This is a genomic window from Mycobacterium sp. NGS33 (assembly GCF_059812885.1).
Genome location: NZ_JCALDN010000002.1, coordinates 160,247 through 182,414 on the forward strand (window position 1 = coordinate 160,247; position 22,168 = coordinate 182,414).

18 protein-coding genes and 1 tRNA gene are annotated in these 22,168 nt (G+C 69.2%); 9 read left to right on the forward strand and 10 right to left on the reverse strand.

Annotated features, from left to right (window positions below; translation table 11 throughout):
* Window positions 1–107: 107 nt before the first annotated feature.
* On the reverse strand, window positions 108–1,652 hold the full coding sequence (gene metG / locus AC5Y5B_RS04840; RefSeq protein ID WP_500004093.1) for a methionine--tRNA ligase: 1,545 nt from the start codon (window positions 1,650–1,652) through the stop codon (window positions 108–110).
* A gap of 32 nt (window positions 1,653–1,684) precedes the next feature.
* Here metG and AC5Y5B_RS04845 point away from each other — a divergent pair, with 32 nt between their 5' ends.
* The 5 genes from AC5Y5B_RS04845 (at window position 1,685) to AC5Y5B_RS04865 (ending at window position 7,718) form a co-directional block, all read left to right on the forward strand.
* Window positions 1,685–2,527 carry a TatD family hydrolase gene (locus AC5Y5B_RS04845; RefSeq protein ID WP_500004095.1) on the forward strand — a complete coding sequence of 281 codons (843 nt, stop codon included), beginning with the start codon at window positions 1,685–1,687 and terminating at the stop codon, window positions 2,525–2,527.
* 157 nt (window positions 2,528–2,684) lie between these two features.
* Window positions 2,685–3,812, forward strand: a complete 1,128-nt coding sequence (locus AC5Y5B_RS04850) for a resuscitation-promoting factor (protein WP_500004097.1) — start codon at window positions 2,685–2,687, stop codon at window positions 3,810–3,812.
* Entirely contained in the window at window positions 3,776–4,729 is a 954-nt protein-coding gene (rsmA, locus tag AC5Y5B_RS04855) for a 16S rRNA (adenine(1518)-N(6)/adenine(1519)-N(6))-dimethyltransferase RsmA (protein WP_500004099.1), read from the forward strand. The genes AC5Y5B_RS04850 and rsmA overlap by 37 nt, the downstream gene beginning before the upstream one ends.
* A gap of 60 nt (window positions 4,730–4,789) precedes the next feature.
* Window positions 4,790–5,746, forward strand: a complete 957-nt coding sequence (locus AC5Y5B_RS04860; RefSeq protein ID WP_205869041.1) for a 4-(cytidine 5'-diphospho)-2-C-methyl-D-erythritol kinase — start codon at window positions 4,790–4,792, stop codon at window positions 5,744–5,746.
* A 337-nt stretch (window positions 5,747–6,083) separates the two neighbouring features.
* Entirely contained in the window at window positions 6,084–7,718 is a 1,635-nt protein-coding gene (locus AC5Y5B_RS04865; protein WP_112631929.1) for a fatty acyl-AMP ligase, read from the forward strand.
* A gap of 15 nt (window positions 7,719–7,733) precedes the next feature.
* Here AC5Y5B_RS04865 and pth read toward each other — a convergent pair whose 3' ends face one another.
* The 8 genes from pth to AC5Y5B_RS04905 all read right to left on the reverse strand — a co-directional run bounded on the left by pth (window position 7,734) and on the right by AC5Y5B_RS04905 (window position 14,020).
* The gene (pth, locus tag AC5Y5B_RS04870) at window positions 7,734–8,309 is read right to left on the reverse strand and encodes an aminoacyl-tRNA hydrolase (RefSeq protein WP_112631930.1); all 576 of its coding nucleotides are present in this window, start codon (window positions 8,307–8,309) and stop codon (window positions 7,734–7,736) included.
* A 12-nt stretch (window positions 8,310–8,321) separates the two neighbouring features.
* Complete coding sequence (locus AC5Y5B_RS04875; RefSeq protein WP_112631931.1) at window positions 8,322–8,990, reverse strand: 50S ribosomal protein L25/general stress protein Ctc; 669 nt, start codon at window positions 8,988–8,990, stop codon at window positions 8,322–8,324.
* Between the two features lie 342 nt (window positions 8,991–9,332).
* Complete coding sequence (locus tag AC5Y5B_RS04880; RefSeq protein ID WP_500004105.1) at window positions 9,333–10,202, reverse strand: oxidoreductase; 870 nt, start codon at window positions 10,200–10,202, stop codon at window positions 9,333–9,335.
* A 43-nt stretch (window positions 10,203–10,245) separates the two neighbouring features.
* Window positions 10,246–10,905 carry an LpqN/LpqT family lipoprotein gene (locus AC5Y5B_RS04885; protein ID WP_112631933.1) on the reverse strand — a complete coding sequence of 220 codons (660 nt, stop codon included), beginning with the start codon at window positions 10,903–10,905 and terminating at the stop codon, window positions 10,246–10,248.
* Window positions 10,902–11,246, reverse strand: coding sequence for an arsenate reductase (glutaredoxin) (gene arsC / locus AC5Y5B_RS04890; RefSeq protein ID WP_112631934.1), 345 nt, complete (start codon window positions 11,244–11,246; stop codon window positions 10,902–10,904). Before arsC ends, AC5Y5B_RS04885 begins: the two co-directional genes overlap by 4 nt.
* Complete coding sequence (locus AC5Y5B_RS04895; RefSeq protein WP_064878996.1) at window positions 11,247–12,227, reverse strand: ribose-phosphate diphosphokinase; 981 nt, start codon at window positions 12,225–12,227, stop codon at window positions 11,247–11,249. It lies immediately after the preceding gene.
* A gap of 103 nt (window positions 12,228–12,330) precedes the next feature.
* Window positions 12,331–13,827, reverse strand: a complete 1,497-nt coding sequence (glmU, locus tag AC5Y5B_RS04900) for a bifunctional UDP-N-acetylglucosamine diphosphorylase/glucosamine-1-phosphate N-acetyltransferase GlmU (RefSeq protein ID WP_112631935.1) — start codon at window positions 13,825–13,827, stop codon at window positions 12,331–12,333.
* Between the two features lie 121 nt (window positions 13,828–13,948).
* Window positions 13,949–14,020 (reverse strand) — tRNA-Gln (locus AC5Y5B_RS04905).
* A 232-nt stretch (window positions 14,021–14,252) separates the two neighbouring features.
* On the opposite strand from AC5Y5B_RS04905, the gene AC5Y5B_RS04910 reads away from it, so the two are divergent.
* Window positions 14,253–14,846: a TetR/AcrR family transcriptional regulator gene (locus tag AC5Y5B_RS04910; RefSeq protein WP_133259221.1), complete on the forward strand. Its 594-nt coding sequence runs from the start codon at window positions 14,253–14,255 to the stop codon at window positions 14,844–14,846.
* A gap of 104 nt (window positions 14,847–14,950) precedes the next feature.
* On the opposite strand, the gene lysA is transcribed toward AC5Y5B_RS04910, so the two are convergent.
* The gene (lysA, locus tag AC5Y5B_RS04915) at window positions 14,951–16,291 is read right to left on the reverse strand and encodes a diaminopimelate decarboxylase (protein ID WP_500004110.1); all 1,341 of its coding nucleotides are present in this window, start codon (window positions 16,289–16,291) and stop codon (window positions 14,951–14,953) included.
* Between the two features lie 131 nt (window positions 16,292–16,422).
* Between lysA and mfd the strand changes: the two genes are divergently transcribed.
* The 3 genes from mfd to AC5Y5B_RS04930 all read left to right on the forward strand — a co-directional run bounded on the left by mfd (window position 16,423) and on the right by AC5Y5B_RS04930 (window position 22,162).
* Entirely contained in the window at window positions 16,423–20,079 is a 3,657-nt protein-coding gene (gene mfd / locus AC5Y5B_RS04920; RefSeq protein WP_500004113.1) for a transcription-repair coupling factor, read from the forward strand.
* Window positions 20,076–21,119, forward strand: coding sequence for a nucleoside triphosphate pyrophosphohydrolase (locus AC5Y5B_RS04925; RefSeq protein ID WP_500004115.1), 1,044 nt, complete (start codon window positions 20,076–20,078; stop codon window positions 21,117–21,119). Before mfd ends, AC5Y5B_RS04925 begins: the two co-directional genes overlap by 4 nt.
* A 314-nt stretch (window positions 21,120–21,433) precedes the next feature.
* Complete coding sequence (locus AC5Y5B_RS04930) at window positions 21,434–22,162, forward strand: lytic transglycosylase domain-containing protein (protein WP_112632003.1); 729 nt, start codon at window positions 21,434–21,436, stop codon at window positions 22,160–22,162.
* The last annotated feature ends 6 nt before the right edge of the window (window positions 22,163–22,168 follow it).

Here is a 22,168-nt window from a genome sequence, read left to right on the forward strand (position 1 = left end):
ATTGTCCAAAGCGGCACAGATGCATCGGCCGTGCCATCGAACCCGCTTGCTCTTCAACCGAATTGTGCGGTCTTCGGCCGCTGGTCACGGGGCTTTGAGCGGTCTGCTCACTCGACCTGGTAGCGGGGGAACACGCCGGTGGGGGCGGGCAGCGCCGTGCCGGGCGCCAGGCGGGTTTCGACCGCGGCGAACGCTCGCTGGTCTTGGGCCTGTCCGAGCAGATCCAGCAGCTTGCCGGCCGATTCCGGCATGACGGGCTGGACCAGCAGCGCGGCGATGCGCACCGCCTCGCAGGTGACGTACAGGACCGTACGAAACCTGACCTGATCCGCCTCGGACTCGCTTTTGCGCAACACCCACGGCTGCTGCGCCGAGAAGTACCGGTTGGCCTCGCCGAGCATCAGCCAGATCGCTTCCAGGGCCAGATGCATGGCCTGCGAGTCGAAGCTAGCCCGTACGCGTTCCAACAAACCGTCGGCCGTCGCGAGCAACTCGGTGTCGGCGGCGTCGAGCTCACCGGGTTCGGGCACGATCCCGTCCAGGTTCTTGGCGATCATCGACAACGACCGCTGGGCCAGGTTGCCCAGTTCGTTGGCCAGGTCGGAGTTGATCCGGGTGACGATGGCCTCCTCGCTGAAGCTGCCGTCCTGGCCGAACGGGACCTCCCGCAACAGGAAGTAGCGCACCTGGTCAACGCCGAACTCCTCGATCAGATTCACTGGGTCCACGACGTTGCCCACCGACTTGCTCATCTTCTCGCCGCGGTTCAGCAGGAACCCGTGCGCGAAAACCCTTCGTGGCAGCTCGATTCCGGCTGACATCAGAAACGCGGGCCAGTACACGGTGTGGAACCGGATGATGTCCTTGCCGATCATGTGCAGGTCGGCCGGCCAATAGCGCCGGAACCGCTCGGATTCGGTGTCCGGGTAGCCGACGCCGGTCAGGTAGTTGGTCAAGGCGTCGACCCACACGTACATCACGTGGTCGGGGTGCTCGGGCACCTGCACGCCCCAGTCGAATGAGGTGCGCGAGATGGACAGGTCGCGCAAGCCGCCCGAGACGAAGCTGACCACCTCGTTGCGTCGCACCTCGGGCGCGATGAAGTCCGGGTTCGCGTCGTAGTGGGCCAGCAGCTTGTCGGTGTAGGCCGAGAGCCGGAAGAAGTACGTCTGCTCCTCGGTCCAGGTCACCGGGGCGCCCGTCTCCACAGCCAGCCGGGTGCCGTCGTCGAGCAGTGTGGTTTCCGATTCGACGAAGAACCGTTCGTCGCGCACCGAATACCAGCCCGCGTAGGTGTCCAGGTAAATGTCACCGGCCGCCGACATCCGGCGCCAGATCTCCTTGGACGCCTCGTGGTGGTCGGGATCGGTGGTGCGGATGAAGCGGTCGAAGGAGATGTTCAACCGCTCCTGCAGCCGCTGGAACACGTCGGAGTTGCGCCGGGCCAGCTCGGCGGTCGGGATGCCCTCGGCCGCGGCGGTTTCGACCATCTTGAGACCGTGCTCGTCGGTGCCGGTCAGAAACCGCACATCGAACCCGTCGAGCCGCTTGAACCGGGCGATCGCGTCGGTCGCGATGTACTCGTACGCGTGCCCGATGTGCGGATCGCCATTGGGGTACGTGATCGCGGTGGTGACGTAATAGGGCCTCATCGCCCTCAACCTTATTTGTGGGCCCATAGTGTGTGCGCGTGAGCTCCAAACGTCAGCCACCCCCGGCCCCCGAACCGTTGCGCCCGCTCGTCGACGCGCACACGCACCTGGACGCGTGCGGCGCCGACGACGCCGAGGGGGTGCGGGCCATCGTGGACCGCGCCGCGGCGGTCGGGGTGGGCGCGGTCGTCACGATCGCCGACGACCTGGACTCGGCGCGCTGGGTGACGCGCGCGGCCGAGTGGGACCCGCGGGTCTACGCGGCGGTGGCGTTGCACCCCACCCGGGCCGGCGCGCTCGACGAGGCCGCCCGGGCCGAAATCGAGCAACTGGTGGCCCATCCCCGGGTGGTGGCCGTCGGCGAGACCGGCCTGGACCTCTACTGGCCCGGGCGGCTGGACGGGTGCGCCGAGCCGGCCGTGCAGCGGGAGGCCTTCGCCTGGCACATCGACCTGGCCAAGCGCTGCGGCAAACCGCTGATGATCCACAACCGGGACGCCGACTCCGAAGTGCTCGACGTGCTCGCGGCCGAGGGCGCCCCCGACGCCGTGATCTTCCACTGCTTTTCCTCCGACGCGGCCATGGCCCGCCGCTGCGTGGACGCCGGGTGGCTGCTGAGCCTGTCGGGCACCGCGAGCTTTCGCAACGCGCACGCCCTGCGCGAAGCCGTCCCGCTGATACCGCCCGAGCAGCTCCTGGTGGAAACCGATGCGCCATTCTTGACGCCGCATCCCTATCGGGGGACGGCGAATGAGCCGTATTGCCTTCCTTATACTGTTCGGGCGATCGCCGAACTGGTGGATCGTCGCCCGGAAGAGCTGGCCGAGATAACAACGGCCAATGCCCAACGGGTGTACGGATTGGTCACGGTGTGACGTAAACGACCAGGCGATTCCTTTAATATCGCCGCGTCGGAGTTGCCCGACAGTGACCGGTTCGTTACCGTCTTGTGATCGAACGGTGGGGCCCACGGGCCCCTAATTTGTGACTTGCTGCTGAATGAGTGGGTTGTTGAGGGTTGGGTAGCGCGCGTTGAATGTATTGACAAAACTTCATCAGAATCCTTCGCCGATGTTGCGGCTCGTAGTCGGAGGGCTGCTGGTAGTCCTGGCATTCGCGGGCGGATACGCGGTTTCGGTGTGCAAGACGGTGACGTTGACCGTCGACGGGGTCGCCATGAAGGTCACCACCATGAAGTCCCGTGTCATCGACGTCGTCGAAGAGAACGGCTTTGCCATCGACGAGCGTGACGACCTGTATCCCGCGGGCGATGTCGCGGTGCACGACGCCGGCAAGATCGTGCTGCGGCGCAGCCGCCCGCTGCAGATCTCGCTGGACGGCCACGACACCAAGCAGGTGTGGACCACCGCATCCACCGTCGACGAGGCGCTGGCCCAGCTGGCGATGACCGACACCGCCCCGGCCGCGGCCAACCGCGGCAGCCGCGTTCCGCTGGCCGGCATGGCGCTGCCCGTGGTCAGCGCCAAGACCGTCCGCATCAACGACGCCGGTGCGATCCGCACGGTGCATCTGGCGGCCCCGAACGTCGCCGGCCTGCTCAGCGCCGCCGGCGCGCCGCTGCTCGACAGCGACCAGGTGGTGCCCGCGGCGTCGGCGCCGATCGTCGACGGCATGGAAGTGCAGGTGACGCGCAACCGGATCCAGCAGGTCACCGAGCGAATCCCGCTGCCGCCCAACGCCCGTCGCATCGAAGATCCGGGCCTGAACATGAGCCGCCAGGTCGTCGAGGATCCGGGCAGCCCCGGCACCCAGGACGTCACCTTCTCGGTGGCCACGGTCAACGGCGTCGAGACCGGCCGGCTGCCGATCGCCAACACGGTGATCACGCCCGCCCGCGACTCCGTGGTCCGCATCGGCACCAAGCCCGGCACCGAGGTTCCTCCGGTCAGCGACGGCTCCATCTGGGACGCGATCGCGGGTTGTGAAGCCGGCGGAAACTGGGCTATCAACACCGGCAACGGGTATTACGGCGGTGTGCAGTTCGACCAGGGCACGTGGGAGCGAAACGGCGGGTTGCGGTTCGCCGCCCGCGCCGACCTCGCCACCCGCGAGGAGCAGATCACCGTCGCCGAGGTGACCCGAGAGCGCCAGGGTTGGGGTGCGTGGCCAGTGTGCAGCGGAAGAGCTGGTGCACGCTGACCATCCGGCTACTCGGGCGCACCGAGATCAGGCGGCTGGCCAAAGAACTCGAATTTCGGCCACGGAAATCGCTCGGCCAGAATTTCGTCCACGACGCCAACACGGTGCGCCGGATAGTCTCGACCTCCGGGGTGAGCCGGTCTGACCATGTCCTGGAAGTCGGTCCGGGTCTGGGGTCGCTGACCCTGGCCTTGCTCGACCGCGGCGCCGCCGTCACCGCCGTCGAAATCGACCCGGTGCTGGCCGAGCGGCTGCCCCAGACGGTCGCCGAGCATTCCACCAGCGAGAGCCAGCGCCTGACGGTGGTCCACCGCGACGTCCTGACCCTTCGCCGCGACGAGGTGGCCACGGGGCCGACAGCGGTAGTCGCCAACCTGCCGTACAACGTCGCCGTCCCGGCGCTGTTGCATCTGCTCGCCGAGTTCCCGTCCATTCACACGGTGACGGTCATGGTGCAGGCCGAGGTCGCCGAGCGCCTGGCCGCCGAGCCCGGGGGCAAGGAGTACGGCGTGCCCAGCGTCAAGGTGCGCTTCTTCGGCCGGGTCCGTCGCTGCGGCACGGTGTCGCCGACGGTCTTCTGGCCGATCCCGCGCGTCTACTCCGGGCTGGTGCGCATCGACCGGTACGACACCTCGCCGTGGCCCACCGACGAGGCCTTCCGGCGCCACGTCTTCGAACTGGTCGACATCGCGTTCGGGCAGCGGCGCAAGACGTGCCGCAACGCGTTCGTCGACTGGGCCGGCTCCGGCAACGAGTCCGCGGATCGGTTGCTGGCCGCCAGCATCGACCCGGCGCGCCGCGGGGAGACGCTGTCGATCGACGACTTCGTGCGGTTGTGGCAGCGCTCCGCCGAACGCCCCCACACGACGCCCGAGGCCGCCGGCCGGACCGCCGAACGGGGCGCCTCCGCCGGCTGACGGCGGGCCGCCCGGGCGCCGCTGCGTGTGGTTGGCCCCCGGCAGCGATAGTCTGCTGCGGTGTCCGCGTCTGACGGCAATACCGCCGCGCAGTGGGTGCCCACCGGGTCGGTCACCGTTCGGGTGCCCGGAAAAGTCAACCTCTACCTGGCAGTCGGTGACCGCCGCGAGGACGGCTACCACGAGCTGAACACCATCTTCCAGGCCGTTTCGCTGCTCGACGAGGTGACGGTCCGCAATGCCGATGTGCTGTCGCTCGACATCGTCGGGGAAGGCGCCGAGAAGCTGCCCACCGACGAACGCAACCTGGCTTGGCAGGCCGCCGAGCTGATGGCCGAACACGTCGGCCGGGCGCCGGACGTGTCGATCGTGATCGACAAGTCCATCCCGGTGGCCGGCGGCATGGCCGGTGGCAGCGCCGACGCCGCGGCGGTGCTGGTCGCGATGAACTCGCTGTGGGAACTCAACGTGCCACGCCGCGACCTGCGCGCACTGGCCGCGCGGTTGGGCAGCGACGTGCCGTTCGCGCTGCACGGCGGTACCGCGTTGGGCACCGGCCGCGGTGAGGAGTTGGCGACGGTGTTGTCCCGCAACACCTTTCACTGGGTGTTGGCGTTCGCCGACAGCGAGCTGCTGACGCCGGCGGTGTTCACCGAACTGGACCGGCTGCGCGAGGCGGGCGATCCGCCCCGGCTGCCCGCCCCCGGGCCGGTGCTGGCCGCCCTCGCCGCCGGCGACGCCGAGCAGTTGGCCCCGCTGTTGGGCAATGAGATGCAGGCCGCGGCGGTGAGTCTGAATCCGGGCCTGCGGCGGACGTTGCGCGCGGGGGTGGAGGCCGGGGCGCTGGCGGGCATCGTGTCCGGGTCGGGCCCGACGTGTGCCTTCCTGTGTCCGTCGGCGGCCGCGGCGGTTGACGTCGGCACCGAGGTGTCGGGGGCGGGGGTGTGCCGCACGGTGCGGGTCGCCAGCGGCCCGGTGGCCGGCGCGCGGGTCGTCCCCGCACCCACCGAGGTGTGAATCTTTCCCCATTTTGCGCATTGGTTTGGCGCGTCCCTAAGAGGAGTTTAAGATAATCCGCGGTGACGGGAAGTGTTGAGCAAGATCACTTAATTCCATCGTCCGCCGGGCGCTCCGGCGGACGATCGATTCATGGGCCCCAAGGAGCTTTTCCGGGCCCGGTTCGCGCTCATCGGACCAGCGAGCGCCGCCTGAATACGGCGGGTGTGGACGCATCACCGATCCGAGACCTAACCGCCGCCCAACCGTGTTTGCGTACTTGCGGCGAAGTGTTACCCGGCGGGCGGAATATGAGATTCCGGGCGTGGGGACGTGGGCTGGAACCGAGGAGGACTCTGTGAGCAGGTTTACCGAGAAGATGTACCGCAATGCCCAGTCCGTGACGACGGGCATGGTCACCGGTGAACCCCACGAACCGGTCCGCCACACCTGGGGCGAGGTCCACGAGCGCGCGCGCCGCATCGCGGGTGGCCTGGCCGCCGCGGGCATCGGGCCCGGCGACGCGGTCGGCGTGCTCGCCGGTTATCCGGTGGAGATCGCGCCGACGGCGCAGGGCCTGTGGATGCGCGGCGCCAGCCTGACCATGCTGCACCAGCCCACGCCGCGCACCGACCTGGCCGTGTGGGCCGAGGACACCATGAACGTCATCGGCATGATCGAGGCGAAGGCCGTCGTCGTCTCGGAGCCCTTCCTGGTGGCCATCCCGGTCCTGGAGGAGAAGGGCATCCAGGTCGTCACGGTCGCCGACCTGCTCGCCGCGGAGCCGATCGACCCCGTCGAGGTCGGCGAGGACGCGCTCGCGTTGATGCAGCTGACGTCGGGATCCACCGGCTCGCCCAAAGCCGTGCAGATCACCCACCGCAACATCTACTCCAACGCCGAGGCGATGTTCATCGGCGCCCAGTACGACGTCACCAAGGACGTCATGGTCAGCTGGCTGCCCTGCTTCCACGACATGGGCATGGTCGGCTTCCTGACCATTCCGATGTACTTCGGCGCCGAGCTGGTCAAGGTCACCCCGATGGACTTCCTGCGCGACACGCTGCTGTGGGCCAAGCTCATCGACAAGTACAAGGGCACCATGACCGCGGCGCCCAACTTCGCCTACGCGCTGCTGGCCAAGAGGCTGCGCCGCAACGCCAAGCCCGGCGACTTCGACCTGTCCACCCTGCGGTTCGCGTTGTCCGGCGCCGAGCCCGTCGAACCCGCCGACGTCGAGGACCTGCTCGACGCCGGCAAGCCGTTCGGCCTGCGGCCCTCGGCGATCCTGCCCGCCTACGGCATGGCCGAAACCACGCTGGCCGTGTCGTTTTCGGAGTGCGACGCCGGCCTGGTGGTCGACGAGGTCGACGCCGACCTGCTGGCCGCCCTGCGCCGCGCCGTCCCGGCCACCAAGGGCAACACCCGCCGGCTGGCCACCCTCGGGCCGCTGCTGCAGGACCTCGAGGCGCGCATCATCGACGAGAACGGCGACGTGATGCCCGCGCGCGGCGTCGGCGTCATCGAGCTGCGCGGCGAGTCGCTGACGCCCGGCTACCTGACCATGGGCGGTTTCATCTCGGCCCAGGACGAGAACGGCTGGTACGACACCGGTGACCTGGGCTACCTGACCGAGGAGGGCCACGTCGTGGTCTGCGGCCGCGTCAAGGACGTCATCATCATGGCGGGCCGCAACATCTATCCCACCGACATCGAGCGCGCCGCCTGCCGCGTCGAGGGCGTGCGGCCCGGCTGCGCCGTGGCGGTGCGCCTGGACGCCGGGCACTCCCGCGAGACGTTCGCCGTGGCCGTGGAGTCCAACGCCTTCCAGGATCAGGCCGAGGTGCGCCGCATCGAGCACCAGGTCGCCCGGGAGGTCGTGGCCGAGGTCGACGTGCGGCCGCGCAACGTGGTGGTGCTCGGACCGGGGACCATCCCGAAGACGCCGTCGGGCAAGCTGCGCCGATCCACCTCCGTCAGCCTGGTGACGTAATCCGGGTCGGCCCGGCTACCAGGCGTGGACCTGGTTCTGCGCGGGCTCCAGTCCCACTTCGATCAGCAACTCGGTCGCGTCGGCGGCCTGCTCGCAGATGGTGGGAACTTCGGCGCGCTCGGTGGCGCTGAAGGCCTCCAACACGAACGCCGCCGGGTCTTTGCGTCCCGGCGGGCGGCCTATGCCGATGCGGACTCGCTGAAAGTCCTTGCTGCCCAAGGCGTTAGCGACCGAACGCAGGCCGTTGTGGCCGCCTTCGCCGCCACCGATCTTGAGCCGGATGCGCCCGAAGTCCAAGTCGAGGTCGTCGTGGATGACGATGAGGTCGCCCGGGGGCACCGAGTAGAACTTCGCCAACGGGCCGACCTGACGGCCGGATTCGTTCATGTAGCAGCGGGGCTTGGCCACCACCACCGAGCGCCCGGCGAGCCGGCCGCTGACGATCTCCGCGCCGGACCGCTTGTGCGCCTTGAATTTCGAACCCATCCGGGCCGCGAGCAGATCGGCGACCATGAACCCGACGTTGTGCCGGGTCCGCGCGTAGTTGTCTCCGGGGTTGCCCAGGCCGACCACCAGCAACGGCTCGGCCACGTTGTGATCCGCCTACTCGGACTCGGCTTCGGCGGCCTCTTCGTCGCCGGCCTCGGCCCCTTCTTCGGCCTCGGAGGCCGCGGCTTCCTCGCTGACCTCGCCCGCGCCCTCTTCGGCGAGGTCCTCGGCAGTCGGCGCGGTGACCACGTTGACCACCAGGGTCTCGGGGTCGGAGATCAGGTTGACCCCGCTGGGCAGGGTGATCTGTCCGGCGGTGAACTGGGTGCCCGGCTCGGCGCCCTCGACCGACACCGCCAGCTGCTCGGGAATCGACAGGGCGTCGGCCTCGATCTCGATGGTGCTGGCGTCCTGGGTCACCAGCGTGCCGGACACGGGCTCGCCCTCGATGACGACGCGGACCTCGACGACGACCTTCTCGCCGCGACGCACGACCAGCAGGTCCGCGTGCTGAATGGTGCGGCGGATGGGGTGGATGTCGAGCGACTTGGTCAGGGCCAGCTGCTCCTTGCCCTCGATGTCGAGGGTCAGCACGGCGTTGGTGCCGGCGTGACGCAGCACCGCGGCGAAGTCATGGCCGGGCAGCTCCAGGTGCTGCGGGTCGGCGCCGTGGCCGTAGAGGACGGCCGGGATCTTGCCGTCGCGGCGGGCTCGCCGGGACGCGCCCTTGCCGGTCTCGCCGCGAACCGCGACCTTCAACTGGTTGAGGGCTTGCTTGGCCATCTTGTCGCTCCTGTGTGCTCGCCTGTGTTTCGGGGCACGGCCGGGTCGCGACGATTCGTCGGTCTCCGTCGATAACGGTGCTGGCCAGCCAGCCACCCTCGCCGTGACGCCCGGTCAGGTTAGCGCATCCGCACCTCAGAGGGGAAATTCGGTGGGCGACCGGCCGCCCCGCGGTGCGCGGGTGTCACTTCTGTCACACGGCCGGGGGATGGGTGCAAGTGCCCGCCTCCGAGCGACAACTCGGGGGCAGCGGCGGCAACCACCCCCGGTTGTCGCTCGAAGGCGGGCACAACGCTCATGTCTCCGGCCAGGGGCGGGTGGGGCCGCTGGGACCGACGGGACTCAGAGAGGGAACTTGGTCTTGGTGAGCTGCTCGGACAGCGACCACAGCGCCGCGGCGGTGGCGGTGTCCCGGGCGCGCCGGCTGCGCCCGACCGGTTGGGTGCGGCCCCACTGGCCGAAGCGGGGGCCGACGAAGGTGTCCCCGGGCAGATCCTGGGACGCCGCGTACAGCGTTTGGCGGGCGCCGAAATCCGCGTTGGTGGCGACCACCCGCGTGACGGCCGACATCAGCGTGTCACCCAGCTTGCGCCCGGAAGCGCCCTGCAAATTGGTGTGCGAGTAGCCGGGGTGGGCGGCGAGCGCGCCCAGCGGGGAACCGGCGGCGGTGAGGCGGCGCTGCAGCTCGCTGGTGAACAGCAGGTTGGCGAGCTTGGACTGGCTGTAGGCCAGCCACGGCGAGTACCGGCGGTTCTGCCAGTTCAGATCGTCGAGGTTGATGCTGCCGGGCCAGTGCGCCATCGACGACACCGTCACCACCCGATCGGTCAGCTTGGGCAGCAACAAGTTGGTCAGCGCGAAGTGACCGAGGTGATTGGTGCCGATCTGCGTCTCGAAGCCGTCGACCGTCAGCCCGAAGGGGGCGGCCATGATGCCGGCGTTGTTGATCAGCACGTCGGCGTTGCTCACCTCGTCGGCGAACCGGTGCACCGACGACAGGTCCTGCAGATCGAGCTCGCGGACCTCGACCCGACCGGCCATCCGGCGGGCGGCGGTCTCGCCCTTGCGGATATCGCGTACGGCCATGATGATCGTGGCCCCGCGGCGCGCCAGCTCGCGGGCGGTCACGGCGCCCAGCCCGCTGTTGGCGCCGGTGATGATGACGGTGCGTTCGGCGAACGAGGGCAGATCTGCGGCGGTCCAGCCTGTCATGGGTGACAACACTAATGGCCGAGGGCGCCCAGGCGCAGGGCCGCTACTTCGCCGCGACGACGAATCCGTGAATGATCGCGTTGATGTCCTGCGACTGCGCGGCGGCCTGATTGGCGAAGCCGGTGATGGTCAGCTGCACCAGGTAACGCTGGTGGGCGGGGGGTGACCCCGTCGCGATGACGATGCGGTTCCAGCTGTGCAGCCGCATGCCACCCTCGAGGTCGTAGCTGCCCTGGATCATCGACGAGGGGAAGCCGTTGTAGGGCGCCCCCGAGGCGTCCAGCTGCTTGAAGTTCTGGAACAGTTGCGCGTCGTCGTTGCCGTGCTTGATCACCTGGGCCGGATCGAACTCACCGTTGAGCTTGAACACCACCAGCCGCGCCGTCGGGAATTTGCCACCCTGGGAGATGATCAAGGTTTGCGGGCTGATGTTCGGACTGGTGAAGGGCGCCCAGCCCGGCGGCGTCGGTATCGACACCGTCAGATCGGTGAGCGATCCCGGCGCCACCGGTTCCCCGGTCACCCCGATGCTTTGCAGATACTGCGACAGCGGAACCGGTTTCTCGGCGGGCTTGGTCGTCGTGGCCGTCGACGTCTTCGACAGGATCGAATCGTAGTCAGGCGGTTTGGGTGCACAGCCTCCGGACGTGAAAGCCGCCGCAACGATCGCGGCGGCGGCCACCGGGGGGCCGAGCCGAATCACAGAATCTCGCGGACCGCGTCGATCGGGCGGGCCAACCGGGTGCCCTTCGGTGTGACGACGAAGGGTCGTTCGATGAGGATGGGGTGTTCGACCATGGCGTCGAGCAGCTGGTCATCGGTGGCCTCGGCGAGATTGAGCTCGTCATACAGGGATTCGCGCTTGCGCACGGCTGTGCGTACGTCGATGCCTGCGTCGCGGATCATCTTCACCAGCTCGGAGCGCGACGGCGGGGTCTTCAGGTATTGGACGACGGTGGGCTCAATGCCGTTGTCGCGCAACAAATCCAGCGTCTTGCGGGAGGTGCTGCATTTGGGGTTGTGATAGATGACGGAATCGGCCATCTAGGCGTCCCCATCGAAAAGGCCTGTGACCGAGCCGTTTTCGAAGACCGCACGGATGGTGCTGGCCAGCAGCGGCGCGATGGACAGCACGGTCAGCTGCGGGAACCGCTTCTCCTCGCCGATGGGCAGGGTGTTCGTCACGATCACTTCCCGGGCGCCGCAGGCGGCCAGCCGCTCGGCGGCAGGATCGGAGAGCACACCGTGGGTGGCCGCGATGATCACGTCACCGGCACCTTCGTCGCGCAGCAACTTGACGGCGCCGGCGATGGTGCCCCCGGTGTCGATCATGTCGTCGATCAGCACGCAGGTGCGTCCGGCCACCTCGCCGACGACTCGGTTGGACACCACCTGGTTGGGCACCCGCGGGTCGCGGGTCTTGTGAATGAAGGCCAGCGGGACGCCGCCCAGCGCGTCGGCCCATTTCTCGGCGATGCGCACCCGGCCGGAGTCGGGCGAGACGACCACCATGTTGCCGTCGGGATAGTTGTCGCGGATGTAGCCGGTCAGCAGGTTCTGCCCGCGCATGTGGTCGACGGGCCCGTCGAAGAAGCCCTGGATCTGGTCGGTGTGCAGGTCCACGGTGACGATCCGGTCGGCCCCCGCGGTCTTGAGCAGGTCGGCGACCAGCCGCGCCGAGATCGGTTCGCGGCCGCGGTGCTTCTTGTCCTGCCGGGCGTACGGGTAGAACGGCATGACCGCGGTGATCCGCTTGGCGCTGCCCCGCTTGAGGGCGTCGATCATGATCAGCTGTTCCATCAGCCAGTTGTTGACCGGATCCGGGGCCGATTGCAGGACGAACGCGTCGCAGCCGCGAACGGATTCGTGGAACCGCACGAAGATCTCGCCGTTGGCGAACTCGCGCGCGGTCTGAGCGGTGACGTGGACGTCGAGCTCTTTGGCCACCTGCTCGGCCAGCTCCGGATGCGCACGGCCGGAGAAAAGCATCAAATTTTTGCGGTTATCGGTCCAGTCGTGGCTCAACGCACTGCCCTCGCCATATCGGGGTGGGGGATGGAAGGCCCCATCGTACGAAGCGAATCGTACGGAAATGCGGCCGGGTTGCCAGCTACCAAATTCACGGTGTCTAGTCGGCTTCTGGCGGGGGGCCGGACTGGGAGACCTGCGGGGCGGCCTGACCGGCGGCTTTCTCGGCGGCCTCGGCCGCCTGCGCGGCCGCACTGCCGGGGCGCTTGCGGTGCACCCAACCTTCGATGTTGCGCTGCGGGCCCGCGGAAACCGCCAGCGTCCCGGGGGGGACGTCCTCGCGCACCACGGTGCCGGCGCCGGTGTAGGCGCCGTCGCCGACCGTCACCGGCGCCACGAACATGGTGTCGGAGCCGGTGCGCACGTGCGAGCCGATGGTGGTCCGCCGCTTCGATTCGCCGTCGTAGTTGACGAACACGCTGGACGCGCCGATGTTGCTGTGTTCGCCGATGTCGGCGTCCCCGACGTAGGTCAGGTGCGGCACCTTCGAGCCGGTGCCGATGGTGGCGTTCTTGGTCTCGACGAACGCGCCGAGTTTGCCGTCGTCGCCCAGCACGGTGCCCGGCCGCAGGTAGGTGAAGGGGCCCACGGTGGCGCCGGCCCCAATGGACGACGACGTGCCGTGGGTGCGCACCACCGAGGCGCCGTCGCCGACGCTGACGTCGATCAGGGTGGTGTCGGGGCCGACGACGCAATGTTCGCCGACCTGGGTGCGGCCCAGCAGCTGCGTGCCGGGGTGGATGACGGTGTCGCGACCGATGGTGACGTCGACGTCGACCCAGGTGGTGGCCGGGTCGACGACGGTGACGCCGGCCATCTGGTGGCCCGCGATGATGCGGCGGTTGAGTTCGGCGCCCAGCTGCGCGAGTTGAACCCGGTTGTTGACGCCGGCCACCAGCGCGCTGTCTTCGACGTGGCGGGCGTGGACGGCCAGGCCGTCGCCGCGCAGGATGGCGATGACGTCGGTGAGGTAGAGCTCCTGCTGGGCGTTGTTGGAGCTCAACCGGTCCAGCGCCGAGCGCAGCGCCGCGGTGTCGAAGGCGTAGACGCCGGCGTTGACCTCACGGATCTCGCGCTGCGAGGGCGTGGCGTCGGCGTGTTCCACGATCGCCATCACCTCGTTGTCCTGCGTGCGCAGGATGCGCCCGTAGCCGGACGGGTCGCTCACCGTCGTGGTCAGCACGGTCACCGCGGCCGGCGCCGCGCTGTGGGAGGCGATCAGGTCCGCCAGGGTGTCGGCGTCCAGCAGCGGCGTGTCGCCCGAGGTGACGACGAGGACCCCGGCGTAGTCGGCGGGCAGCGCGGACAGCCCGCACAGGACCGCGTCGCCGGTGCCGCGGGGCCGGTCCTGCAGCGCCACGTCGATGGGACGGCCCAGGGCGTCGGCCCAGTCGGCGACCAGCGGCGCGATGCGTTCGTGGTCATGGCCCAGCACGACGGCCAGGTGCTGGGGAGCCACCTTGGTGATCGCGTGCAGCAGGTGGGCCAGCATGCTGCGCCCACCGATGGTGTGCAGGACTTTCGGGGTGTCCGACCGCATCCGGGTGCCGGGCCCGGCCGCTAGCACCAGGACCGCGGTGTCACCTGGAGACGACATCAACCCTCCTCGTTGGGTTTGTCCGCGCGGGCTGCGCGCGGAAGCGCCGACACGCCGTCAAGCGTGTCACCTCAGCTGCGGTGAAGGCAAAAACGATGGGATATCGCAATGAGCAACTGGGCTCCGTCGCCAGGACTCGAACCTGAACTATCTGAACCAAAATCAGAGGTGCTGCCGATTACACCACGACGGATCGCTAACCCACGCCGAGCGGCGGGTTGGGACCGCTCGCGCCAAGAAGACTTTAGTCCGACGACGATGCGGGCCGCTTGCGGGCCGATGAGGAATCGGACAAATCTCGACTCTGTCCGACGACGATGCGGGCCGCTTGCGGGCCGCTGACCGATACGCTGATTGACGTGGCCGTGCTGGACCCCCAAACGCAGAAGGACCCGGACAAAGAGGTGCGGGCACCGCGCGCGCGGATGACCGGCACCGAGCGCCGCCAACAGCTGATCGGCATCGCGCGCACGCTGTTCGCCGAACGCGGATACGAAGGCACCTCGATCGAGGAGATCGCGCTGCGCGCCAACGTGTCCAAGCCGGTCGTCTACGAGCACTTCGGCGGCAAGGAAGGCCTGTACGCCGTCGTCGTCGACCGGGAGATGTCCGCGCTGCTGGACGGCATCACGTCGTCGCTGACCAACAACAGGTCCCGGGTCCGGGTCGAGCGGGTCGCGCTGGCGCTGCTCACCTACGTCGAAGAGCGCACCGACGGCTTCCGGATCATGATCCGCGACTCGCCGGCCGCGATCAGCTCGGGCACCTACTCCAGCCTGCTCAACGACGCCGTCAACCAGGTCAGCTCCATCCTGGCCGGCGACTTCTCCCGCCGCGGCCTGGACCCCGGCCTGGCGCCGCTGTACGCGCAGGCGCTGGTCGGCTCGGTGTCGATGACCGCGCAGTGGTGGCTCGACACCCGCGAGCCCAAGAAAGAAGTGGTGGCCGCGCACCTGGTCAACCTGATGTGGAACGGGCTGACCCACCTGGAAGCCGATCCCCGCTTACAGGACGAGTAGCCGGCCAGGTTCGCGAGCGTAATCCCACTGCGATTTTCGGCGGGATTTTCCGCAGTGCGCTTACGCTCGGCGAGCGGCAGGGCCGGCGACCCTCCCGCGATGGGCTAGCCGCAGTCGCGGGCCAGCAGGTCGGCAACCGTCTCCCGGCGGACCAGTTCGCGCGCCCGCCCGTCCTTGACCGCCACCAGCGCGGGGCGCCCGACCATGTTGTAGTTCGACGCCATGCTGTGGTGATACGCGCCGGTGCAGGCCACGGCCAGCAGATCGCCGGGGTGTAGGTCGGCGGGAAGCTCGACGTCACGGGCGATCTCGTCGCCCGATTCACAGTGCCGGCCGGCCACGGTGACGCGCTGCTTAAGGCCCAACGGGTGCCGGTTCGCCAGCGCGATGTCGTAACGCGCGCCGTACAACGACACCCGCGGGTTGTCGCTCATGCCGCCGTCGACGGCGACGAAGGTGCGGCCGTTGGCTTGTGTCTTGATCGAGCACACCCGATACAGCGTGACGCCGGCCCGTGCGCTGATGGCCCGGCCCGGCTCCACCACGATCTGCGGGCGGGGGAAATGCTCGGCGGCGCAGGCTTCGTCGAGGGCGTCCTCGATGACGTCGGCCAGCTGTTCGAGGTCGAGCTCGCGATCGCCGGTGACGTAGGGGACGGCGTGCCCGCCGCCGATGTTCAGCTCGGTGAGGATGACGCCGTGGCGGGCCCGGATGTCGGCCATCGCCGGGATCATCCGGCGGATCGCCTCGCCGTAGAGGGCGGGGTCGGTGACCTGTGACCCGATATGGCAGTGCAGGCCGACGAGGTCGAGGATGGGGTGCGCCAGCACGCGCTGCACGGCCTCGGCGGCGTGGTGGCCGGTCAGGGTGAAGCCGAATTTCTGGTCGCTGACGCCGGTGGTGACGGCGTGGTGTCCGTGGATGTCGATGTCGGGGGTCACCCGGATGAGCACCGGCTGGCGCCGCCGCGCCAGACCGGCGAGGTACGTGATCTCCATGCAGGAATCCAGCACGATGCGCCCCACGCCGACGCGCACCGCCTCGCGCAACTCCTCGGGTGATTTCGCATTGCCGTGCATGACGATGCGGGCCGGGTCGAAGCCTCCGGCGAGCGCGACGGCCAGCTCGCCGACCGAGCAGACGTCGATGCCCAGACCCTCGTCGCGGGCCCAGCGGGCCACGGCGGTGCTCAGGAGCGACTTTCCGGCGTAGACCACCTCGGCGCCACGCAGCGCCCGCCGGTAGCGGCGGGCGCGATGCCGGAAGTCGGTTTCGTCGATGACGTAGGCCGGTGTGTGAAACTCGTCGGCGATGTCGGCCAGAGGGACCCCGCCGACGCACAGCCTGCCGTGTTCGTCGGGGTGGGCGGTGATGGGCCAGATCGCGGGATCGAAACGTGGGGGAGCCGCGTGACCGAGGGACGGCAGGATGTCCAGCAATGTCATGAATTCAACGTGCGCCCCGGGGGTAGTCCGGTGGTGCTTTTCTTACGATCCCTTGACGTCGCCGACCTCAATATTGACGTGGTTCGGTGCGTCCGGCCCTGTCACTGAGGGCCCCTAGAATGGAATTCATCATGACCGCACCGGGGGCTGCTCGCCCAGAAACCCCGATCGCGGGGCTCGTTGAATTGGCGCTCACCGCGCCGACCTTCCAGCAGCTGATCGACAGCGCGGCCGCGTCGCCTGCCGAATTACACCTGGTGGGTCCAGCCAGCGCACGGCTGTTCGTCGCCAGCGCGCTGGCGCGGTTGGGTCCTCTGCTGGTAGTCACCGCGACCGGGCGCGAAGCCGACGACTTGACCGCCGAACTGCGCGGCGTGTTCGGCGACGCCGTCGCGGTGTTCCCGTCGTGGGAAACGCTGCCGCACGAGCGGCTTTCGCCCGGCGTCGACACCGTCGGCGCCCGGCTGACGGTGCTGCGCCGGCTGGCCCATCCCGAAGACGCGCGACTGGGCCCGCCGCTGCAGGTGGTGGTGACCGCGGTGCGCTCGCTGCTGCAACCGATGACGCCGCAGCTGGGCCTGGTGGAGCCGGTCACGTTGACCGTGGGCGCCGAAGTCGAATTCGAGGGCGTGATCGCCCGGCTCGCCGAACTGGCCTACACCCGGGTCGACATGGTGGGCCGGCGCGGCGAATTCGCCGTGCGCGGCGGGATTCTCGACGTCTTCCCCCCGACCGCCGAGCACCCCGTGCGCATCGAGTTCTGGGGCGACGAGGTCAGCGAAATGCGGATGTTCTCGGTCGCCGATCAGCGCTCGATCCCCGAGATCGAGGTCGACACCCTGATCGCGGTGGCCTGCCGGGAACTGTTGCTGACCGATGACGTGCGGCGGCGCGCCGCCGAACTGGCCGCCCGGCACCGCACCACCGAGCCCACCATCACCGGCAGCGTCACCGACATGTTGGCCAAGATCGGCGAGGGCATCTCGGTCGACGGCATGGAGGCGCTGCTGCCGGTGCTTCGGCCCGGCGAGCACGTGTTGCTCACCGATCAATTGGCGCAGCACACACCGGTGTTGCTGTGCGACCCGGAGAAGGTCCGCACCCGGGCCGCCGACCTGATCAAGACCGGCAGCGAGTTCCTCGAGGCGTCGTGGTCGGTGGCCGCGCTGGGTACCGACGCCCCGGTCGACGTGGCGCAGTTCGGCGGGTCGGGATTCGCCGAGCTCGACGACGTGCGGGCTGCGGCGACCCGCGCCGGGCATCCGTGGTGGACGTTGAGCCAGCTGTCCGACGAGTCGGCCGTGGAGCTGGACATCCGGGCGGCGCCCTCGGCGCGCGGACATCAGCACGACATCGACGGCATCTTCGCGATGCTGCGCGCGCACGTCAGCACCGGCGGCTACGCCGTCGTCGTCGCGCCCGGCAGCGGGACCGCGCACCGCGTGGTGGAACGGCTGGCCGAATGTGACACCCCCGCGGCCATGCTCGACTCGGGCGCCGCCCCCAAGGCCGGCGTGGTCGGTGTGCTCAAGGGCCCGCTGCACGACGGCGTCATCATCCCCGGCGCCACGCTGGTGGTGATCACCGAGACCGACCTCACCGGCAGCCGGGTGACCGCCGTCGAAGGCAAACGCCTGGCGGCCAAGCGGCGCAACACCGTTGACCCGCTGGCGCTCACGGCCGGTGATCTGGTGGTGCACGACCAACACGGCATCGGCCGGTTCGTCGAGATGGTCGAGCGCACCGTCGGCGGCGCGCGGCGCGAGTACCTGGTACTCGAATACGCCTCGAGCAAGCGTGGCGGCGGCTCAGACAAGTTGTATGTGCCGATGGATTCGCTGGACCAGCTGTCCCGGTACGTCGGTGGGCAGGCGCCGGCGCTGTCCAAGCTCGGCGGCAGCGACTGGACCAACACCAAGACCAAGGCGCGCCGCGCGGTGCGCGAGATCGCCGGTGAGCTGGTGTCGCTGTACGCCAAGCGGCAGGCCAGCCCGGGTCACGCGTTCGGGCCGGACACCCCGTGGCAGGCCGAGATGGAAGACGCGTTCGGCTACACCGAGACGGTCGACCAGCTCACCGCGATCACCGAGGTCAAATCCGACATGGAAAAGCCGATCCCGATGGACCGGGTGATCTGCGGCGACGTCGGCTACGGCAAGACCGAGATCGCGGTGCGGGCGGCGTTCAAGGCGGTCCAGGACGGCAAGCAGGTCGCCGTGCTGGTGCCCACCACGTTGCTGGCCGACCAGCACCTGCAGACCTTCACCGACCGGATGACCGGATTCCCCGTCACCGTCAAGGGCCTGTCCCGGTTCACCGACGCGGCGGAGTCCAAGGCCGTCGTCGAGGGGCTGGCCGACGGCTCGGTGGACGTGGTGATCGGCACGCATCGGCTGTTGCAGACCGGGGTGCGCTGGAAGGACCTGGGGCTGGTGGTGGTCGACGAGGAGCAGCGGTTCGGCGTCGAGCACAAGGAGCACATCAAGTCGCTGCGCACCCACGTCGACGTGCTGACCATGAGCGCCACTCCGATTCCTCGGACGTTGGAGATGAGCCTGGCCGGCATCCGGGAGATGTCGACGATCCTGACGCCGCCCGAGGAGCGGTATCCGGTGCTGACCTATGTGGGCCCACACGACGACAAGCAGGTCGCGGCGGCCCTGCGACGCGAGCTGCTGCGCGACGGCCAGGTCTTCTATGTGCACAACCGGGTCAGCTCCATCGACCGGACGGCGGCGCGGATCCGCGAGCTGGTGCCCGAGGCGCGGGTGGTCGTCGCGCACGGGCAGATGCCCGAGGAACGGCTGGAACGCACGGTGCAGGGGTTCTGGAACCGCGAATACGACATCCTGGTGTGCACCACGATCGTCGAGACCGGCCTCGACATCTCCAACGCCAACACGCTGATCGTCGAGCGCGCCGACACCTTCGGCCTCTCCCAACTTCACCAGCTGCGCGGCCGGGTTGGCCGCAGCCGGGAGCGCGGCTACGCCTACTTCCTGTATCCGCCGCACTCGCCGCTGACCGAGACGGCCTACGACCGGCTGGCCACCATCGCGCAGAACAACGAGCTGGGCGCGGGCATGGCCGTCGCGATGAAGGACCTGGAAATCCGCGGGGCCGGCAACGTGCTGGGCGTCGAGCAGTCCGGGCACGTCGCGGGGGTGGGCTTCGACCTGTACGTCCGGTTGGTGGGCGAGGCGGTGGAGGCCTATCGGGCCGCCGCCGACGGCCACACCGTCACCACCGCCGAGGAACCCAAGGACGTGCGGATCGACCTGCCGGTCGACGCGCACCTGCCGCCGGACTACATCGCCAGCGACAGGCTGCGCCTGGAGGGGTATCGGCGGCTGGCCGCCGCGGGTTCCGATGGCGAGATCGACGCGGTCGTGGAGGAACTCATCGACCGGTACGGGGCGCTGCCCGAACCGGCCCTGCGGCTGGTCGCGGTGGCCCGGCTGCGGCTGTTGTGCCGCGCCGCCGGCATCACCGAGGTGTCCGCGCCGTCGGCGTCCACCGTGCGGGTCTCGCCGATGACGCTGCCGGATTCGGCGCAGGTGCGGCTCAAGCGGATGTATCCGGCCGCGAACTACCGCGCCACGACGTCCACGGTGTCGGTGCCGATCCCGCGGTCCGGCGGGGTGGGCGCGCCGCGGCTGCGCGATGTCGAGCTGGTGCAGATGGTGGCCAACCTGGTGACGGCACTGCAGGGCAAACCGCAGGCAGACATTGGTATAACGAGTGAACTACCTGCGTCGATGGCAAGGGAGGAACGACAGGCGCGATGATCGTCGTCTTGTTCGACCCCCGCCGTCCCTCGCTGGTGCCCGTCGAGGCCATCGAGCACCTGACCGGCGAGGTGCAATACACCGAGGAGATGCCCGTCGCGGTGCCCTGGTCGCTGCCCGCGGCGCGCCCGGTGCACTCCGGTGACCCCGACGCTCCGGCCCCCGTGCTGCTGTCGTCGGACCCCGAGCACCCCGCCGTCACCGCCCGGCTGGCCGCAGGCGCGCGGCTGATCTCGGCGCCGGAGACGCCCCGCGGTGAGCGGCTGGTCGATGCCGTGGCGATGATGGACAAGCTGCGCACCGCCGGGCCGTGGGAAAGCGAGCAGACCCACGATTCGCTGCGCAGGTTTTTGCTGGAGGAGACCTACGAGCTGCTCGACGCCGTCGGCAGCGGCAACGCCGAGCAGTTGCGCGACGAGCTCGGCGACGTGCTGCTGCAGGTGCTGTTCCACGCCCGCATCGCCGAGGATGCGCCGCAGTCCGCCTTCACCATCGACGATGTCGCCGGCGCCCTGATGCGCAAACTCGGCAACCGGGTGCCGGGAGTTCTTGCCGGACAATCGATTTCGCTCGAAGAGCAGTTGGCCCAGTGGGAAGAGCGCAAGGCCGCCGAGAAGCCGCGGAAATCGGTGATGGACGATGTGCACACCGGGCAGCCCGCGTTGGCACTGGCCCAGAAGGTCGTCGCCCGGGCCGGCAAAGCGGGCCTTCCCGCCGACCTGATCCCCGACGAGATCACCTCGGTCTCGGTGTCGGCCGATGTCGATGCCGAAAGTGCGTTGCGCACCGCCGTTCTGGACTTCGTGGAGACGGTCCGCGGAGTCGAGCGGTCGATCGCGGCGGCGCGCCGCGGCACCGGTGTTCCCGAGGAGCTCGACGTGGTCCCGCTCGGCGAGATCTCCGAGCGGGAGTGGCGCGAGCACTGGCCGACCGCGGCGCCGATCGACGATGCGCCGCAACAGTCGGCGCTGGAGACCCACGGCGAGGCCGGCCCGGCGGCCGAGGAGTCCACCGCCGACGCCGCGGCCGACGACGCCTGACGCGCGCCCGCCGTTACCTCCGCGCGGTCGCGCGTTGATTCGCATTTCGAACAGGACGCAGAGCGACCGCCGGAATGTTTGCCCGATTTGTCCGCGCGCGCTCGGCAATATCGCCGATGAGGTTGCGAATCCCCGTGGTTGGCGGGCGGCCGACCGCGCTAGCCGAGGCGACCAACAGCGATCGGAGGATTAGCTGACGCCGACGGCGAGTCGGTCCGCCGGGGCCCGACGCAACCGGGTAGGTCCCGAACGCATGGGACGATGGTGTGGCGGGAGTTGGTGCAGGCGAGTTTAGGGGAGCTCAGGAAAGCATGGTGTCGCCGAGGCGTTGGATGCGCGCGGCCGCCGTGATCGGCGCGACCGCGATCGTTCTGGCCTCCAGCTGCACCTGGCAGCTCAGCCTGTTCATCCCCGACGGCGTGCCACCACCGGCCGGGGATCCGGTGCCCGCGGTGGACACCCACGCCAGCGGCCGGCCCGCGGATCAGTTGCGGGACTGGGCACAACAGCGGTCGGCGGCACTCGAGATCCCGGTGATCGCGCTCGAGGCCTACGCCTACGCGGCGCGGGTGGCCGAAGTCGAGAACCCGAAATGCCACATCGCGTGGACCACCCTGGCCGGCATCGGCCAGGTCGAGAGCCATCACGGCACCTACCGCGGCGCGCGGCTGGCCCCCAACGGCGATGTGAGCCCCCCGATTCGGGGTGTCCGCCTCGACGGCAGCGGCGGCACGCTGCGCATCGTCGACACCGAGGAAGCCGTCACCGACGACGACGGAGTGACGCGCGCCATGGGACCGATGCAGTTCATCCCGGAGACGTGGCGGCTCTATGGTGTCGACGCTCACAACGACGGCCGCGTCAGCCCCGACAACATTGACGACGCCGCGCTCGCGGCGGCCGGTTACCTGTGTTGGCGCGGAAAGGATCTCGCAACGCCCCGCGGCTGGATCACCGCGCTGCGCGCCTACAACAACTCCGGGGTGTATGCCCGGGCGGTCCGCGATTGGGCCACCGCCTACGCGAAAGGTCACCCGCTGTAGCAGGAT

Coding starts and splice junctions, on each gene's coding strand:
- metG (WP_500004093.1), bottom strand. CDS start 1,652: ATGAGGCCCTATTACGTCACCACCGCGATCACGTACCCCAATGGCGAT.
- AC5Y5B_RS04875 (WP_112631931.1), bottom strand. CDS start 8,990: ATGGCCAAGCAAGCCCTCAACCAGTTGAAGGTCGCGGTTCGCGGCGAG.
- AC5Y5B_RS04880 (WP_500004105.1), bottom strand. CDS start 10,202: ATGACAGGCTGGACCGCCGCAGATCTGCCCTCGTTCGCCGAACGCACC.
- arsC (WP_112631934.1), bottom strand. CDS start 11,246: ATGGCCGATTCCGTCATCTATCACAACCCCAAATGCAGCACCTCCCGC.
- glmU (WP_112631935.1), bottom strand. CDS start 13,827: ATGTCGTCTCCAGGTGACACCGCGGTCCTGGTGCTAGCGGCCGGGCCC.
- AC5Y5B_RS04910 (WP_133259221.1), top strand. CDS start 14,253: ATGACCGGCACCGAGCGCCGCCAACAGCTGATCGGCATCGCGCGCACG.
- lysA (WP_500004110.1), bottom strand. CDS start 16,291: ATGACATTGCTGGACATCCTGCCGTCCCTCGGTCACGCGGCTCCCCCA.
- mfd (WP_500004113.1), top strand. CDS start 16,423: ATGACCGCACCGGGGGCTGCTCGCCCAGAAACCCCGATCGCGGGGCTC.
- AC5Y5B_RS04925 (WP_500004115.1), top strand. CDS start 20,076: ATGATCGTCGTCTTGTTCGACCCCCGCCGTCCCTCGCTGGTGCCCGTC.